At 69.7% G+C, this 14,068-nt stretch carries 13 protein-coding genes; 9 read left to right on the forward strand and 4 right to left on the reverse strand.

Annotated elements, in window-relative coordinates:
• Positions 1-81: 81 nt before the first annotated feature.
• Positions 82-255 carry a CsbD family protein gene (locus tag Aau02nite_RS27065; RefSeq protein WP_212991389.1) on the reverse strand — a complete coding sequence of 58 codons (174 nt, stop codon included), beginning with the start codon at positions 253-255 and terminating at the stop codon, positions 82-84.
• An 82-nt stretch (positions 256-337) separates the two neighbouring features.
• Positions 338-2,647, reverse strand: a complete 2,310-nt coding sequence (locus Aau02nite_RS27070) for a putative bifunctional diguanylate cyclase/phosphodiesterase (protein WP_212991390.1) — start codon at positions 2,645-2,647, stop codon at positions 338-340.
• A gap of 275 nt (positions 2,648-2,922) precedes the next feature.
• Here Aau02nite_RS27070 and Aau02nite_RS27075 point away from each other — a divergent pair, with 275 nt between their 5' ends.
• The 3 genes from Aau02nite_RS27075 (at position 2,923) to Aau02nite_RS27085 (ending at position 4,762) form a co-directional block, all read left to right on the forward strand.
• Positions 2,923-3,321, forward strand: a complete 399-nt coding sequence (locus Aau02nite_RS27075; RefSeq protein WP_212991391.1) for a fluoride efflux transporter FluC — start codon at positions 2,923-2,925, stop codon at positions 3,319-3,321.
• Positions 3,318-3,677: a fluoride efflux transporter CrcB gene (gene crcB / locus Aau02nite_RS27080; RefSeq protein ID WP_212991392.1), complete on the forward strand. Its 360-nt coding sequence runs from the start codon at positions 3,318-3,320 to the stop codon at positions 3,675-3,677. The genes Aau02nite_RS27075 and crcB overlap by 4 nt, the downstream gene beginning before the upstream one ends.
• A 71-nt stretch (positions 3,678-3,748) precedes the next feature.
• Positions 3,749-4,762: a DUF4190 domain-containing protein gene (locus tag Aau02nite_RS27085; protein WP_212991393.1), complete on the forward strand. Its 1,014-nt coding sequence runs from the start codon at positions 3,749-3,751 to the stop codon at positions 4,760-4,762.
• Positions 4,763-4,819: 57 nt separating this feature from the next.
• On the opposite strand, the gene Aau02nite_RS27090 is transcribed toward Aau02nite_RS27085, so the two are convergent.
• On the reverse strand, positions 4,820-5,623 hold the full coding sequence (locus tag Aau02nite_RS27090; protein WP_246595462.1) for an SDR family NAD(P)-dependent oxidoreductase: 804 nt from the start codon (positions 5,621-5,623) through the stop codon (positions 4,820-4,822).
• Between the two features lie 107 nt (positions 5,624-5,730).
• Here Aau02nite_RS27090 and Aau02nite_RS27095 point away from each other — a divergent pair, with 107 nt between their 5' ends.
• The gene (locus tag Aau02nite_RS27095) at positions 5,731-6,411 is read left to right on the forward strand and encodes a winged helix-turn-helix transcriptional regulator (RefSeq protein WP_212991394.1); all 681 of its coding nucleotides are present in this window, start codon (positions 5,731-5,733) and stop codon (positions 6,409-6,411) included.
• On the opposite strand, the gene Aau02nite_RS27100 is transcribed toward Aau02nite_RS27095, so the two are convergent.
• Positions 6,351-8,603, reverse strand: a complete 2,253-nt coding sequence (locus Aau02nite_RS27100; protein WP_212991395.1) for a putative bifunctional diguanylate cyclase/phosphodiesterase — start codon at positions 8,601-8,603, stop codon at positions 6,351-6,353. The two genes, Aau02nite_RS27095 and Aau02nite_RS27100, sit on opposite strands and share 61 nt — an antisense overlap.
• 405 nt (positions 8,604-9,008) lie before the next feature.
• Here Aau02nite_RS27100 and Aau02nite_RS27105 point away from each other — a divergent pair, with 405 nt between their 5' ends.
• The 5 genes from Aau02nite_RS27105 to Aau02nite_RS27125 all read left to right on the forward strand — a co-directional run bounded on the left by Aau02nite_RS27105 (position 9,009) and on the right by Aau02nite_RS27125 (position 14,015).
• Positions 9,009-9,770 (forward strand): DeoR/GlpR family DNA-binding transcription regulator, encoded by a 762-nt coding sequence (locus Aau02nite_RS27105; RefSeq protein ID WP_212991396.1) that lies wholly within the window; start codon positions 9,009-9,011, stop codon positions 9,768-9,770.
• A gap of 83 nt (positions 9,771-9,853) precedes the next feature.
• Entirely contained in the window at positions 9,854-11,215 is a 1,362-nt protein-coding gene (locus tag Aau02nite_RS27110; protein ID WP_246595463.1) for an ABC transporter substrate-binding protein, read from the forward strand.
• Between the two features lie 54 nt (positions 11,216-11,269).
• Positions 11,270-12,199 carry a carbohydrate ABC transporter permease gene (locus Aau02nite_RS27115; protein WP_212991398.1) on the forward strand — a complete coding sequence of 310 codons (930 nt, stop codon included), beginning with the start codon at positions 11,270-11,272 and terminating at the stop codon, positions 12,197-12,199.
• Positions 12,196-13,029 carry a carbohydrate ABC transporter permease gene (locus tag Aau02nite_RS27120; RefSeq protein ID WP_212991399.1) on the forward strand — a complete coding sequence of 278 codons (834 nt, stop codon included), beginning with the start codon at positions 12,196-12,198 and terminating at the stop codon, positions 13,027-13,029. The genes Aau02nite_RS27115 and Aau02nite_RS27120 overlap by 4 nt, the downstream gene beginning before the upstream one ends.
• Positions 13,026-14,015 carry a zinc-dependent alcohol dehydrogenase family protein gene (locus Aau02nite_RS27125; protein ID WP_212991400.1) on the forward strand — a complete coding sequence of 330 codons (990 nt, stop codon included), beginning with the start codon at positions 13,026-13,028 and terminating at the stop codon, positions 14,013-14,015. Before Aau02nite_RS27120 ends, Aau02nite_RS27125 begins: the two co-directional genes overlap by 4 nt.
• Positions 14,016-14,068 lie beyond the last annotated feature (53 nt).

Here is a 14,068-nt window from a genome sequence, read left to right on the forward strand (position 1 = left end):
TCAGCCCGGCGCACCCGCAACGGCCTCGACCAGCAGCCTCATCGGGCTGGCGTCACAGGAGGTTGCTGTGGGCGTACCAAATTACTTCTTGAAGGCGTCCTTGATGTTCTCGCCGGCCTGCTTGAGCTTCGAGCTGGACTGGTCGGCCTTGCCGTCGGCCTCGAGGGACTTGTCGTCGGTCGCCTTGCCGAGGCCTTCCTTGACCTTGCCGCCCAGCTCTTCGGACTTGTTGTCAATCTTGTCGTCAGCAGCCATGGTGACCTCCAGGTGTGTGGCCTACGCACACTCAGGTACCCGCCCGCCGGGCTCGCAATCCTCATCACCGGAGGAAAGCCGCTCAGCCGCTCATCTGCCACTGCGGGACCGGCATCAGCGAGGCCGGCTCGCGGAGCAGTTCGCCGAACTTCTCCGCCGGCATCGGCCGGGCGAAGTAGTAGCCCTGCGCCGCGGTGTAACCCAGCGCCAGCAGCTGTTCCGCCTGCTCGGCCGTCTCCACGCCCTCGGCCACCGCGTGCAGCCCCAGCGCCTGGGCCAGGTGGATGACCGCCGCGGCGACCGGCGGGCGGCCGTCGACCTGCGCCTGGGTGAAGGAACGGTCCAGCTTGATCTCGTCGATCGGGCAGTCGTGCAGCAGCGTCAGCGTCGAGTGGCCGGTGCCGAAGTCGTCCAGCGACACCCGCACGCCGAGCGCCCGCAGCCGGTGCAGGTTGGTGATGGACTGGCCCGGTTCCAGGGCCATGGTCTCGGTGATCTCCAGCACCACCCGGTCGGCGGCCAGGCCGTAACCGCGCAGCAGCGCCCCCACGTCCTCCGCGAAGCCGGGTTCGCGCAGGTCACGGGCCGACACGTTGACGTTCAGCACGCCCGGGGCCGGCTCGCCGTACTCGGCGATCCACTCCGCGAGCTGGGCCAGCGCCGTGCGCAGGACCCAGCGCCCGAGCGGCACGATCAGTCCGGTGCGCTCGGCCACCGGGATGAACGCGTCCGGCGCCAGCGTGCCGCGGGTCGGATGGGCCCAGCGGACCAGCGCCTCGCAGCCCAGGATCCGGCCGTCGTCGAGCGAGACGATCGGCTGGTAGAGCAGGAAGAGCCGGCCGCCGGTGATCGCTTCGCGCAGTTCGGCGCCGAGATGGGCGTGCTCCGTGCCGTGCGCCGCCATGCTGGCCTCGTAGTGCAGGTACGCCGTGCCGGCCAGCTTCTTCGCCGCGTACATCGCGATGTCGGCGTGCCGCAGCAGCACCGAGGGCTCGTCGCCGGTGCGGCCGTCGGCGATCCCGATGCTGGCCCGGATTCCCAGCTCATGGCCGTCGGCGTAGACCGGCTGGCGCAGCGCGTTCATCATCCGCTCGGCGGCCAGGTCGGCGGTGGCCGGATCGGCGTCGACCAGGACCACCACGAACTCGTCGCCGCCCAGACGCGCCACGGTGTCGCCGGCCCGCATGCAGTCCGCGAGCCGGCGCGCCACGCCGATCAGCAGCTGGTCCCCGACCTCGTGCCCGAGCGTGTCGTTGACCTCCTTGAAGTCGTCCAGATCGATCAGCGCCACCGCCACCGGGTGGTCGGTCGCGCCGGTCAGGGCCTGCTGCAGCCGGGTGTGGAACAGCACCCGGTTCGGCAGCTGGGTCAGCGCGTCATGGGTGGCGCCGTGGTCCAGCCGGCGCAGCAGCCGGTTGTTGTCCCGGAACGCGATGAGCTGGCGCAGCACCACGAGGGCGGTGGTCAGCACCGCGGCGACGACCACGGCCAGCTGGTCGGCGTCCTGGTGCACGGTGACCGCGAGCAGCAGGCCGTCGACGGCGGCGACCGCCACGTACGGCAGCAGGCTGAACGACCGCCGCGGCGGGGCGACGATCTCGCGGCGGGCGCCGAGGCCGGCGTCCCGCTGGCGCATGGCGGCCATGGTGGCGAAGAAGTAGACGATCGGCGTGCAGGCCATGTCCGGGAACAGGTACGGATCGACCGCCTCGAACGGTGCCCGGAACATGGGCCCGACCGCGCCGATCAGCATGGCGGCGGCGATCAGCCGCAGGGCGCCGTTGTTGACGTAGAGGTGGCTGGAGAGCACGAACTTGGCCACGGCGAACACCGCGACCAGGGCGATCACGGTGACGAACAGCGAGGTGTAGACGGCGGTGCGGTCGCCTCCGCCGAGCGCGTCGCGGGTGGCGTAGTGCCAGATGAACACCGCGGCCGCGAGCACGACCGTGCCGGCGTCCAGGAAGACCCGCAGCAGCTCGCCCGGTGACTGGCGGCCCAGCGGGAGGCGGAAGAGGGCGTACATGATCGCGCCGACGCCGGCCGTGCAGAAGGCCAGCATGACCGGCCCGGTGTGGTGGCCGACCGGATCGTCGCTGGTCACGACGTCGAAGGCCTGGGTCGTGACGCCGATGCTGACGAAGACCAGCGCGAAGCTCAGGTGCCGCCAGAAGCGCCGGGTCGGCTCGGGCAGCGTCGGGGTGCGGGCCGTACGCAGGAACGCCAGGAACGTGACGATCGGCCCCAGAACCGCCGGCAGCCACAGCAGGGCCTTGGGTTCGAACGGGTGCGCATAGTCGGCCATGACGCCCAGCACGGCCACGGCGGCGATGGCGCCCGAGGCCGGCACGAGCCGGTCACGAGGCGTGGCTGTCCCCTCAGACCCGCCCATGCGTCAGCTCCCTCACCTCGCCCGCCTATCGTCCTGATCGGTTGTCCCGCCAGGTTCGTGAGCGATTGGGTCGCTGTGTCCAGCAAAGCCGACAAAGCGGACAGCAGGCCAGGGTCGCCCTGCCCTTCTCAAGATCATCACCTACAGTGGATCGCTGACAGCCCGAATGCTTGCGAGGGAGCGTCGCCGCGTGACGCTCCCCCCGGAACGAGGCCGGGGGTGGACGCCGCCACGTCCGCTCCCGGCCTCCCGGACCTCTGGGCTAGCGTGAACGTGTGCCGCAGGACCCCGCTTCGCGACCGCCGCTGCCGGTCCTGGCAGCGATCTCGGCGGGCGGCGTCCTGGGTGCGCTGTCCCGCTACGGCATCGGCGTGGCCTGGCCGCACGACCCGCGCGGCTTCGGCTGGTCCACCTGGATCGTCAACGTGAGCGGCTGCCTGCTGATCGGGATCCTGATGGTCCTGGTCACCCGGCTGCGCCCGGAACAGCGCCTGGTCCGCCCGTTCTGGGGTGTGGGAGTGCTCGGCGGCTACACGACCTTCTCCACCGCGAGCGTCGACGTCCTGCGTGCGGCCCCGGGCACCGCGCTGCTCTACCTGGGCGTGACGCTGATCGGCGCGCTGCTCGCGGTCTGGGCCGGCACGGCGGCGACGGAAGCGGTGCTGCGGCGATGACGATGTTGCTCGTGGCCCTGGGCGCGGCGATCGGCGCACCGCTGCGCTACCTCACCGACCGGGCGATCCAGGCCCGGCAGACGTCCACGTTCCCGTGGGGCACGTTCACCGTCAACGTGGCCGGTTCGCTGCTGCTGGGCTACCTGATCGGGCTGCCCGTGGCGGCGTGGCTGTCCGCGCTGCTGGGCACGGGCTTCTGCGGGGCGCTGACCACGTACTCGACGTTCAGCTACGAGACGTTGCGGCTGGTTCTCCAGGGGGAGCGGGTGCTGGCTGCGGCGTACGCGATCGGCAGTGTGCTCGCCGGTCTGGGCGCCGCCTACGCCGGCCTGCTGCTGGCGCAGACCGCGAACTGAATTTCCGCTGATACGGAGTTGAAACCGTCTCGGGACAGCAAACGATCTTGCTTGTTGTTAGCGTCCGACAGGTGAACGACCAGCCCTCGCGCCCCACCTCGCCGGCCGCGCCGAATCCCGTGGCCGACCCCACCGCAGCGCCGGCTCCGGCCCCCGCTGCCCCGGCTCCCGCGGGCTGGGACCCGACCGCGGCCCAGCCCGCCGCCGTGCCGACCGGGAGTGCGGAGCCCACCGCGGTCCAGCCGCCGGTGACCCCGCAGGGCAACGCGGAATGGCCGGCCGAGCCGGCGCCGGCCTGGGGCGCCCCACCCGCCACCCCTTACGGCGCCCAGTCGGACGCGTCCTACGGTGCTCAGCCCGGTGCGCCCTACGGTGCTCAGCCGGGTGCGCCTTACGGTGCCCAGTCCGGTCCGGCCTACGGGGCTCCGCAGCCCGACGGCTACCCGGGCTTCCCGCCCCCCGGCGCATCGCCCTACCCGCCGCCCGGCAGCGGCGGCACCAGCGGTTTCGCGATCGCTTCGCTGATCTTCGGTATCCTGGGCGGCATCCTGCTCAGCGTCATCTTCGGCATCGTCGCGCTGGTGCAGATCCGCAAGCGCGGGCAGACCGGCCGCGGCATGGCGATCGCCGGCCTGACCCTGTCCGGCTGCTGGGTGCTGCTGATCATCATCGGCGTGACGGCGGCCATCCTCAGCGACTCGGGCGACTCCTCCAGCAACACCGCCGCCGGCAGCAACGGCGGCTCGGTCTCGGTCACCCAGCTCAAGCCGGGCGACTGCATCAACGGCATCCAGACCGTCGGCAGCGTCGAGGACCTGCCGGTGATCTCCTGCGCCCTGCCGCACGAGGGCGAGGTGTACGCCACCTTCAACCTGCCGGCCGGACCGTGGCCGGGCGACAGCGCGGTGCAGAAGCAGGCCGAGAAGCTCTGCGACGCCGAGCTCAAGGTCTACGCGCCGAGCCCGGCCGCCACCGTCGAGGTGCTCTACCTGCACCCGCTGCAGCAGTCCTGGTCCCGGGACCGGGGAGTGACCTGCGTGGCCACCGACGAGCGGGGCACGACCACCGGTTCGGTGCGCGACTAGCGGGACGGTACGAAAGGGGGCACACCGGAACGGGTGTGCCCCCTTTGCTGTCGCACTTCAGTCGACCAGGGCACCGCCGGACAGGTTGGCGACCGTTCCGGTCATGGCCGCGGCGCGATCGGAGGCCAGGAACGCGGCCGTCTCCGCGATCTGGGCGAGCGTCGGCAGCCTTTTCAGGAGCGTGCCCTGCGCCAGGCCCTGTTCGAGGAACTGCTGGACCGACTGCCCGGACGCAGCGGCGGACCGGGTGAAGAGGTCCCTGGTGTAGGAGCCCGCGGCCGGCGCGTCCACGACCGCGTGCGGGCGGATGTCGACGACCCGGACGCGGGGCGCGAGCTCCGCGGCGAGCAGCCGGGAGAAGGCCTCCTTGCCGGCGGCGCTCACGCCGTGCCCGAGGATGCCGCCCACGGCGAGTTTGGCGCCGGGCTCGGACAGGGTCAGGATGACGCCGGGGCGCTCCTGGCCCATGTGCCGGGCCACGGCTTTGCTGGTGATGAACAGGGTGCGCAGGAAGCCGTCGATCGGCCGCAGGAATTCCTCCAGGGAGAGGTCCGCCAGCGGAGTTCCCTGGTCGTGCATGATGCTCACCGCGTTGAGGGCGATGTCGATCCCGCCGGCCGTGGCCGCGACCGCGGCGGCGTGTTTCTCGACCGCCTCCTGATCGAAGACGTCGACCTGCGCGGTCTCGACCGTTCCGCCGGTGGCGGTGATGTCGCGCGCCACGGCGTCCAGCGTCGGCTGCGTCCGCCCGGCGATGAAGACTCTCGCGCCCTCGCGGGCGAACACCCGCGCGACGGCGCCGCCGATGGCGCCTCCGCCTCCATAGATCACGGCGTTCTTTCCCGGCAGCAGTTCGGTCACGTGGGTCCTCCCGTAGCGGTCCGGGCCACACCGTAACGCCGTGCGGTTGTTAAAAGCAACTAGTAAAGGTTGTTAAAAAGGACTGAAAGCCGTGGTAGTTTCAGGCCATGCCGACCAGCCGCAGCTACCGCGACTCGTGCGGGATCGCCCGTGCCCTCGACGTCGTCGGGGAACGCTGGGCCCTGCTGGTCGTCCGCGAGCTGCTCCTGACGCCGCAACGCTTCTCGGAGCTGCGGCACGCCCTGCCCCACGTCAGCTCGAACCTGCTCGCGGACCGGCTGCGGGAGCTCGAGCACAACGGGGTGATCCGCCGGAGCCCCGCGGGCTCACGGGTCTACGAGCTGACCGAGCGGGGCCGCGGGCTGGAACCGATCCTGGTGGCCCTGGGCGACTGGGGGATCGACGTACCGCAGCCGCCGGGGCCGGCCGCGCTCAGCGCGACCTCCGTGCTCATCTTTCTGCGTGGTGCCGCCCGGCCGGATCCCGCGGCGCCGCCGACGACCTGCCGCCTGGAGCTCGGCGGCCGGGTCTGGACGGTGCGCATGGCCTCCGGGCGGGTCGAGGTGCAGGCCGGTGAGCCCGCCACGGCGGCCGTCTCGATCCGTACGGAGCCCACGACGCTCAGTGCCCTGCTGAACGACCCCGCCAGGCTCGCCTCCGCTTGCGCCGACGGCAGTGCGGCCGTCGTGGGCGACATGTCGGCCGTCGAGCGGCTGCTGCGCTCGGTTCAGGACGGCGGGAACAACAGCTCGCCCATGTCCACGTCGTTGAGCGGCTCGGCGAAGTAGTAGCCCTGCCCCAGCTCGCAGTTGCCGTCGGTCAGCTCACTCAGCTGCTCGGCGTCCTCGATGCCTTCGGCGATCGTGGACAGGTGCAGGGCCTGGCCCAGCTGGATGATGCCCAGCGTGAGCGCCGCCGCCGCGGGCACGTCACCGACGTCGTCGACGAACGACTTGTCGATCTTGATGATGTCGATCGGGAACCGGCGCAGGTACGCCAGGCTGGAATAGCCGGTGCCGAAGTCGTCGATCGCCAGGCGTACGCCCAGGCTCTTGATCTGTTCCAGCTGGCGCAGGGTCGAGGGCCGGTGGTCCACCAGCAGCGACTCGGTCAGCTCGATCACCAGGCTGGTGGCCGGCAGGCCGCTGTTGCTCAGCGCCGACGCCACCACCTCCGGCAGGTCCGCCTGCTCGAGCTGGACCGCCGACATGTTGACGCTCACGCTCAGCGGCTTGCCGTCCCGGCGCTCGTTCCACCGGGCCGCCTGCCGGCACGCCTCGCGCAGCACCCATTCGCCGATCGGGACGATCATCCCGGTCTCCTCGGCGAGCGGGATGAAGTCCAGCGGCGGGATGATCCCGCGCTCCGGGTGCTGCCAGCGGACCAGCGCCTCCAGGCCGGTGATCTCCCCGGTCTTCAAGTGCACGATCGGCTGGTAGCGCAGCTCGAACTCGTGCCGTACCACGGCCCGGCGCAGGTCGGCCTCCATCTGCAGACCGGCCTGGAACACCGCCTGCATGGCCGGCTCGAAGATCTCGTAGCGGTCCTTGCCCTGCTTCTTGGCCTGGTACATCGCCAGGTCGGCGCTGACCATCAGCTCCTGGCCGTCGTGCCCGCGGGCCACGCTGTGCGCCACGCCGACGCTACAGCTGATGAAGGCCTCCTTGCCGTTGAGGTCGAACGGCTCACGCATGGCCTCGAGGATGCGTCGCGCCACCGGTACGGCCTCCTCCAGGCCCTGCACCAGCGGCAACAGCACCGCGAACTCGTCGCCGCCGAGGCGGGCGGCCATGTCGGCCGAGCGCAGGCACTTCTTGATCCGCTCGGCGGTCAGCACGAGCAGCTTGTCGCCGGCCGCGTGTCCCAGGGAGTCGTTGACGACCTTGAAGCGGTCCAGGTCGACGAAGAGCATGGCCACGCCCGCGTCCTCCTGCTCGGCCGTGGCGAACGCGCGGTCCATCCGGGCCTGGAACAGCGCCCGGCTGGCCAGGCCGGTCAGCGAGTCGTGGAACGCCTCGTTCATCGCTTCGAGGGTGCGGGCGTCGGTCAGCGCCAGGCTGACGTGCTCGGCGAACGCACGCAGTATTTCCTGCGCCGGCTTGTCCCATTCCCGGGGCCCGGTGTACGTGCCGACGGTCAGGCAGCCGACCACCGTGCCGTTCTCGTGCACGGGGATGGCCATCACGGCCTTGAGGCGGGAGCGCACCACCTCGGGGATGGCGATCGGCGAGTTGGCGTAGTCCTCCACCATGATCAGCTCGTCGCCCAGCACGGCCAGGCCCGCGACGCCCGCCGAGGGCAGCGGGATGCGCTTCATCTTGGCCAGCACCTCGGGGGCGAAGCCGACGCTGGAGACCATGGAGCCGACCGACGGGTCGTCCTTCTCCAGCAGGTTGAGTGAGGCCATCTCCAGGTCGAGCAGCTCGGCGGCGCCCGCGGTGATGGCGTCCAGGATCTGCTGCAGCGGGGCGCGGCGGGCGATCAGCCGCTGGATGCGGGTCAGGTGCTCGAAGAGGCGCTGGCGTTCCTGCAGGGAGTCGGCCAGCCGGCCGTTCTCCCGGGCCTGCCGGCGTTCCGACTCGATGACGTGCAGGGCCTGCAGGCTGAGCTCGAGCACCAGGGCCATGCCGCGGAGCAGGCAGACGTCCTCGTCGGTGAAGTCGGCGCCGGTGCGGCCGACGACCAGCGCGCCGGGCGCCTGGCCACCGAGGGCCGCGCCGGTGACCGCGTACGCGGTGCCGCCGAGGTGCAGCAGGCTGCGGCGTCCCGCGGCCACTTCGGTGAGCACTGCCGGGCGCACCTGGTCGGCGGGCACGCCGATGGTGGCGGCCACGTGTCCCTCGATGACCAGCACGGCAACCTCGGCACCGAGGGCGCGCACGGCGCACTCGACGGCTGCGTGCTGCGCCGCCGGTCCGTCCGGCCGGTCAGCGACCACGGAGAGGAAATCCGTCAGCTGCTGAGTTGCAAGCATGCCCATGACCCAGTCTGTCGGTTGGCCGTACGCGGAGCTGAGGTCTTCAGCGTGACCGTTTTCGGGCGCGCGCGTTGCCGTTCCCACACAGCGGCCCTCTATAAAGCTCCGGTAACAACCTGTCGGCGGGCTCCGCGGGGTCCGATCGCCCGCTCGGGACCGCTCCGGTCTACCGAGCTCACACCGACGGGCAGAGACCGGGCAGATTTTTCGATCATTCGGGCATGACCTTCATCCGGTTTCGCCCGCCGATGGGATGATATCCACCGGGTAGCAGCCGTACCGAAGCGGGCAGAGACACACCGAATCAGCCTGGTCTGTGATGGGGGCCACACGTTTCCCCGGTGTTACAAATGGTCCACGGCAGCCGCGGATGAGCGAATGCCTGGGTGGGCGGCCGGAGGTGGGAATATGAACGCGGAAGAACGACAACATCAGATCGTCGCGCTGGCCCGCCGCCAGGGTGAGGTCGACGTCGCCAAACTGGCCGCCGAACTGACCGTTTCCGCCGAGACCATTCGGCGCGATCTGCGCCTGCTCGAAAAGCACGGACTGCTGCGGCGTACGCACGGCGGCGCGTATCCGGTGGAGACCGCGAAATTCGAGACCGATCTGGCCATGCGCACCACCCGTGGCGTGCCGGAGAAACGGCGGATCGCCGCCGCGGCGGTCGGCCTGCTCGGGGACGCGGAGACCATCTTCATCGACGAGGGGTTCACCCCGCAGCTCATCGCGGAAGCCCTGCCCACGGACCGGCCGCTCACCATCGTCACGGCCTCGCTGAACACGGCGGCCTGGCTGTCCACTTCCTCTCCGGCGACCGTGCTGCTGCTCGGTGGCCGGGTCCGCGGCCGCACGCTGGCCACGGTCGACCACTGGGCCAGCGGCATGCTGGCCGGCTTCGTCATCGATCTGGCCTTCGTCGGCGCCAACGGCATCTCCCGCGAGGTGGGCCTCACCACCCCGGACCCGGCCGTCGCCGACGTCAAGGCGCACGCGGTCCGGGCCGCCCGCCGGCGGATATTCGTCGGCATTCACACGAAATTCGGCGTGCGGACGTTCTGCCGCTTCGCCGAGATATCGGATTTCGAATCACTGGTCACGGACACCGGGCTGCCGGCGTCCGAGGCGCACCGCTATTCCCGGCTCGGGCCCCAGGTCATCCGGGTCTGACCGGAACAATTTTCATTCTTGTCGGCCGGCCATTTTCCCATCGCCGGCTCGGTTCGTGCATGTCTGCAAACGGAGGATCTGCTGTGCAGAAACCAGGTAAGAAGCTCTCTCTGCTGATTGCGGGGGCCACCACGGGCGCCCTCGTGCTCTCCGGGTGTTCCGGCGCCGGCTCCACCGGCGGCGGCGACACCGCCGACAACACCATCACCGTGCTCATGGTCGGCAACCCGCAGATGGAGGACATCCAGAAGCTCACCGCCGACAACTTCACCAAGCAGTCCGGCGTCACGGTGAAGTTCACGATCCTTCCCGAGAACGAACTGCGCGACAAGGTCACCCAGGACGTCGCCAACCAGGGCGGGCAGTACGACGCCGTCACGGTCGGCGCGTACGAGGTGCCGATCTGGGCCAAGAACGGCTGGCTGAACGAGGTCTCGACGAAGGCGGCGGCCGACGCGGCGTACGACCAGGCCGACCTGATCAAGCCGATGGTGCAGTCGCTGACCGGCGACGACGGCAAGATGTACGCGGCACCGTTCTACGGCGAGTCGTCGTTCCTGATGTACAACAAGGACATGTTCGAGGCCAAGGGCCTCACGATGCCGGAGAAGCCGACCTGGGCGCAGGTCGCCGACTTCGCCGCGAAGCTGGACGACAAGAGCAAGGGTGTCGCCGGTATCTGCCTGCGTGGCCTGCCCGGCTGGGGCGAGATGTTCGCCCCGCTGACCACGGTCGTCAACACCTACGGCGGCACCTGGTTCGAGAAGGACTGGACGCCCAAGGTCAACGCGCCCGAGTTCAAGGAAGCCGCCAACTTCTACGTCAACCTGGTCAGGAAGCACGGCGAGCCCGGTGCCCCGCAGGCCGGCTTCACCGAGTGCCTGAACACGTTCGGTCAGGGCAAGGCGGCCATGTGGTACGACGCCACCTCCGCGGCCGGCACGCTCGAGGACCCGAACTCGTCCAAGGTCGCCGGCAAGGTCGGTTACGCGTACGCGCCGGTCAACAAGACCGAGTACTCCGGCTGGCTGTGGACCTGGGCGTTCGCGATGCCCAAGACCACCAAGAAGGCCGACAACGCCTGGAAGTTCATCTCGTGGGCGACCAGCAAGGACTACGAGAAGCTGGTCGGCGAGAAGCTCGGCTGGTCCCGGCTGCCCTCGGGCAAGCGCACCTCGACGTACTCGATCCCGGAGTACAAGGAGTCGGCCAAGGCCTTCGCCGACATCACCCTCGGTTCGATCGAGAACGCCGACCCGACCAACCCGGGCCTGCAGCCCCGGCCGGCCCTGGGCGTGCAGTTCGTCGGCATCCCCGAGTTCGCCGACCTCGGCACCAAGCTCTCGCAGGAGCTCAGCGCCTCCCTGGCCGGGAGCAAGACGGTCGACGCGGCCCTCAACGACGGACAGAAACTCGCCGAAGAAGTGGCGAAGAACTACAAGTAGTGCCCGCGGGGGTGCCGTCCTGACGGCACCCCCGCACCGACCGGAAGGTTAGCAATGACCGACGTCATCACCCGGGCGGAAGCGCACACCGAGGCCCCGCCGCCCGTCCCCCGCGGCGGCGCCCGGGAACGCTGGGTACGCCGGGCGCCCCTGCTGCCCGCACTGATCTTCGCCATCGTCGTGACCCAGGTGCCGTTCCTGGTCACCATCTACTTCTCCACGCTGAGCTGGAACGCGCTGCGCCCGGGTTCGAAGAAGTTCGTCGGCATCGACAACTACGTCACCGTGCTCACCGACAACCGGCTGCGGGCCGCGCTGCTCAACACGGTCGTCCTGACCGCCGGGGCGGTCATCTTCTCGATGATCCTGGGGCTGGCCCTGGCCATCCTGCTGGACCGCAAGTTCTTCGGCCGGTCCATCGTGCGGACCATGCTGATCACGCCGTTCCTGATCATGCCGGTGGCGGCCGCGCTGCTGTGGAAGCACGGCATCTACAACCCGGACTACGGCCTGATCAACGGCATCTTCGGGGGCAGCACCGCCTGGGCGACGTCGTATCCCAAGACCGCCATCATCACCACCCTGGTGTGGCAGTGGACGCCGTTCATGATGCTGATCCTGCTGGCCGGCCTGCAGTCGCAGAGCAACGACGTGCTGGAGGCGGCCCGGATGGACGGCGCCAACGCCTGGCGCATCTTCACCCGGATGACCCTGCCGCACCTGCGCCAGTATCTCGAACTGGGCGCGCTGCTCGGCTCGATCTACCTGGTGAACACGTTCGACGCGATCTACACGATCACCCAGGGCGGTCCCGGCACGGCGACGACCAACCTGCCCTATGAGATCTACCAGACCATCTTCAGCAAGTTCGAGTACGGCGAGGCCTCCGCGGCCGGCGTGGTCGTGGTGATCCTGACGATCATCGTGGCGACCTTCGCCCTGCGGGTCATCTCGGGTCTGTTCAAGGTGGAGGAGGGTCGATGAGCACCGCTACCGCCGGCGGGCGCCGGCTGCAGAACGCGGCCTGGGGCGTGGTGGCCTGGATCGCCGGGATCATCTTCGTCTTCCCGGTCATCTGGATGCTGCTGACCAGCCTCAAGCAGTCCAAGGACGTCACCACCAACCCACCCGTCTGGTTCTTCACGCCCACCTTCGAGCACTTCTCCACCGTGTTCGACAGCAACATCACGCCCTTCCTGCTGAACTCGCTGATGGCCAGCGTGTTCTCCACGCTGATCGTGGTGATGCTGGCGACCCCGGCGGCGTACGCGCTCTCGCTGCGGCCGGTGGCCAGGTGGAGCGACGCGTTGTTCTTCTTCATCTCCACCAAGATGATGCCGGTGGTCGCCGCCGTGCTGCCGGTGTACCTGCTGACGGTGAAGATCGGCATGAAGGACAACATCTGGACGATGGTCATCCTCTACACCTCGATGAACCTGCCGCTGGCGATCTGGATGATGCGGTCGTTCCTGCTGGAGGTGCCGCGGGAGGTCCTGGAGGCGGGCGAGGTCGACGGTGCGGGCCTGATCACCTCGATCCGGCGGATCATCCTGCCGATGGTGTCGCCCGGCCTGGCCGCCACCGCGTTGATCTGCTTCATCTTCACCTGGAACGAGTTCTTCCTGGCGGTGAACCTGACCGACACGAATGCCAGCACGGCGCCGATCTTCCTGCTGGGCTTCATCTCCGGCCGCGGCCCGTTCCTCGCCGACCTGTCCGCCGCCGCCGTCCTGCTCTCGCTGCCGGTGCTGCTGGCCGGCTGGGTGGCCCAGAACAAGCTGGTCCGTGGACTCTCGATGGGAGCGGTCAAGTGAAGGCAGCCGTCGTCGTCACCCCCGGCACGATCGCGGTGCAGACCGTGCCGGATCCTGCCCCGGGCCCGTACGAGGTGGTGGTCCGGCCGGCCGCGGTCGGTATCTGCGGCACCGACCTGCACATCATGGACGGCGAATTCGCGCCGGCCTTCCCGATCGTGCCGGGCCACGAGTTCGCCGGCGAGATCGTGGAGATCGGTACGCAGGTCACCGGCTACGCGGTCGGTGACCAGGTCGCGGTGGACCCGTCGCTGTACTGCGGCTACTGCTACTACTGCAAGCGGGCGCGGGGCAACCAGTGCGAGAACTGGAACGCGATCGGGGTGACCCGCAGCGGGGGAGCGGCCGAGTTCGTGGCCGCCCCGATGGCGAACCTGTTCAAGCTGCCGTCGCACCTGGCCGCCCGGGACGCTGCGCTGATCGAGCCGCTGTCCTGCGCGGTCCGCGGCTTCGACGTGCTGCCCCGCCGGATGGCCGACACGTTCCTGATCTACGGCTCCGGCACCATGGGGCTGATGATGCTGGAGCTGGCCAAGCGGGCCGGCGCGGCCACGGTGTCCGTGGTGGACCTCAACCCCGAGCGTCTGGAGACGGCCAAGCAGCTCGGCTGCAGCGCGGCCGTGACCAGCGCCGACGAGCTGGACGCGCCCCGCGGCTGGGACGTCGTGATCGACTGCACCGGCGCGGCGCCGGCGATCCGCGACGGGCTGGCCCGGGTCGGCCGGGGCGGCACGTTCCTGCAGTTCGGGGTGTCCGGGTACGACGCCCGGGTGGAGATCGAGCCGTACGAGATCTACCGTCGCGAGATCACCATCACCGGCTCGATGGCGGTGCTGCACAGCTTCGACCGGGCCGGAGAGCTGATGGCGGCCGGCGTGCTGGCGCCCGAGGTCTTCGTCAGTCACCGGTTCCCGCTGGACAGTTACGCGCAGGCGCTGGACCAGTTCCGGGCCGGGGTGGGACGGAAGATCCTCATCGAGCCGTGACGTGCCAATCTTGTCACTTTTGGTTAGTGCTCAATCACTAGTGGTTGTCAACG

This window comes from Actinoplanes auranticolor (genome assembly GCF_018332655.1).
Taxonomy (GTDB): domain Bacteria; phylum Actinomycetota; class Actinomycetes; order Mycobacteriales; family Micromonosporaceae; genus Actinoplanes; species Actinoplanes auranticolor.

Bases quoted from the DNA above. Each gene is read 5' to 3' on its own strand.
- Aau02nite_RS27070 (WP_212991390.1), bottom strand. From the start codon at position 2,647: ATGGGCGGGTCTGAGGGGACAGCCACGCCTCGTGACCGGCTCGTGCCG.
- Aau02nite_RS27100 (WP_212991395.1), bottom strand. From the start codon at position 8,603: ATGGGCATGCTTGCAACTCAGCAGCTGACGGATTTCCTCTCCGTGGTC.
- Aau02nite_RS27120 (WP_212991399.1), top strand. From the start codon at position 12,196: ATGAGCACCGCTACCGCCGGCGGGCGCCGGCTGCAGAACGCGGCCTGG.
- Aau02nite_RS27095 (WP_212991394.1), top strand. From the start codon at position 5,731: ATGCCGACCAGCCGCAGCTACCGCGACTCGTGCGGGATCGCCCGTGCC.
- Aau02nite_RS27115 (WP_212991398.1), top strand. From the start codon at position 11,270: ATGACCGACGTCATCACCCGGGCGGAAGCGCACACCGAGGCCCCGCCG.
- crcB (WP_212991392.1), top strand. From the start codon at position 3,318: ATGACGATGTTGCTCGTGGCCCTGGGCGCGGCGATCGGCGCACCGCTG.
- Aau02nite_RS27065 (WP_212991389.1), bottom strand. From the start codon at position 255: ATGGCTGCTGACGACAAGATTGACAACAAGTCCGAAGAGCTGGGCGGC.
- Aau02nite_RS27105 (WP_212991396.1), top strand. From the start codon at position 9,009: ATGAACGCGGAAGAACGACAACATCAGATCGTCGCGCTGGCCCGCCGC.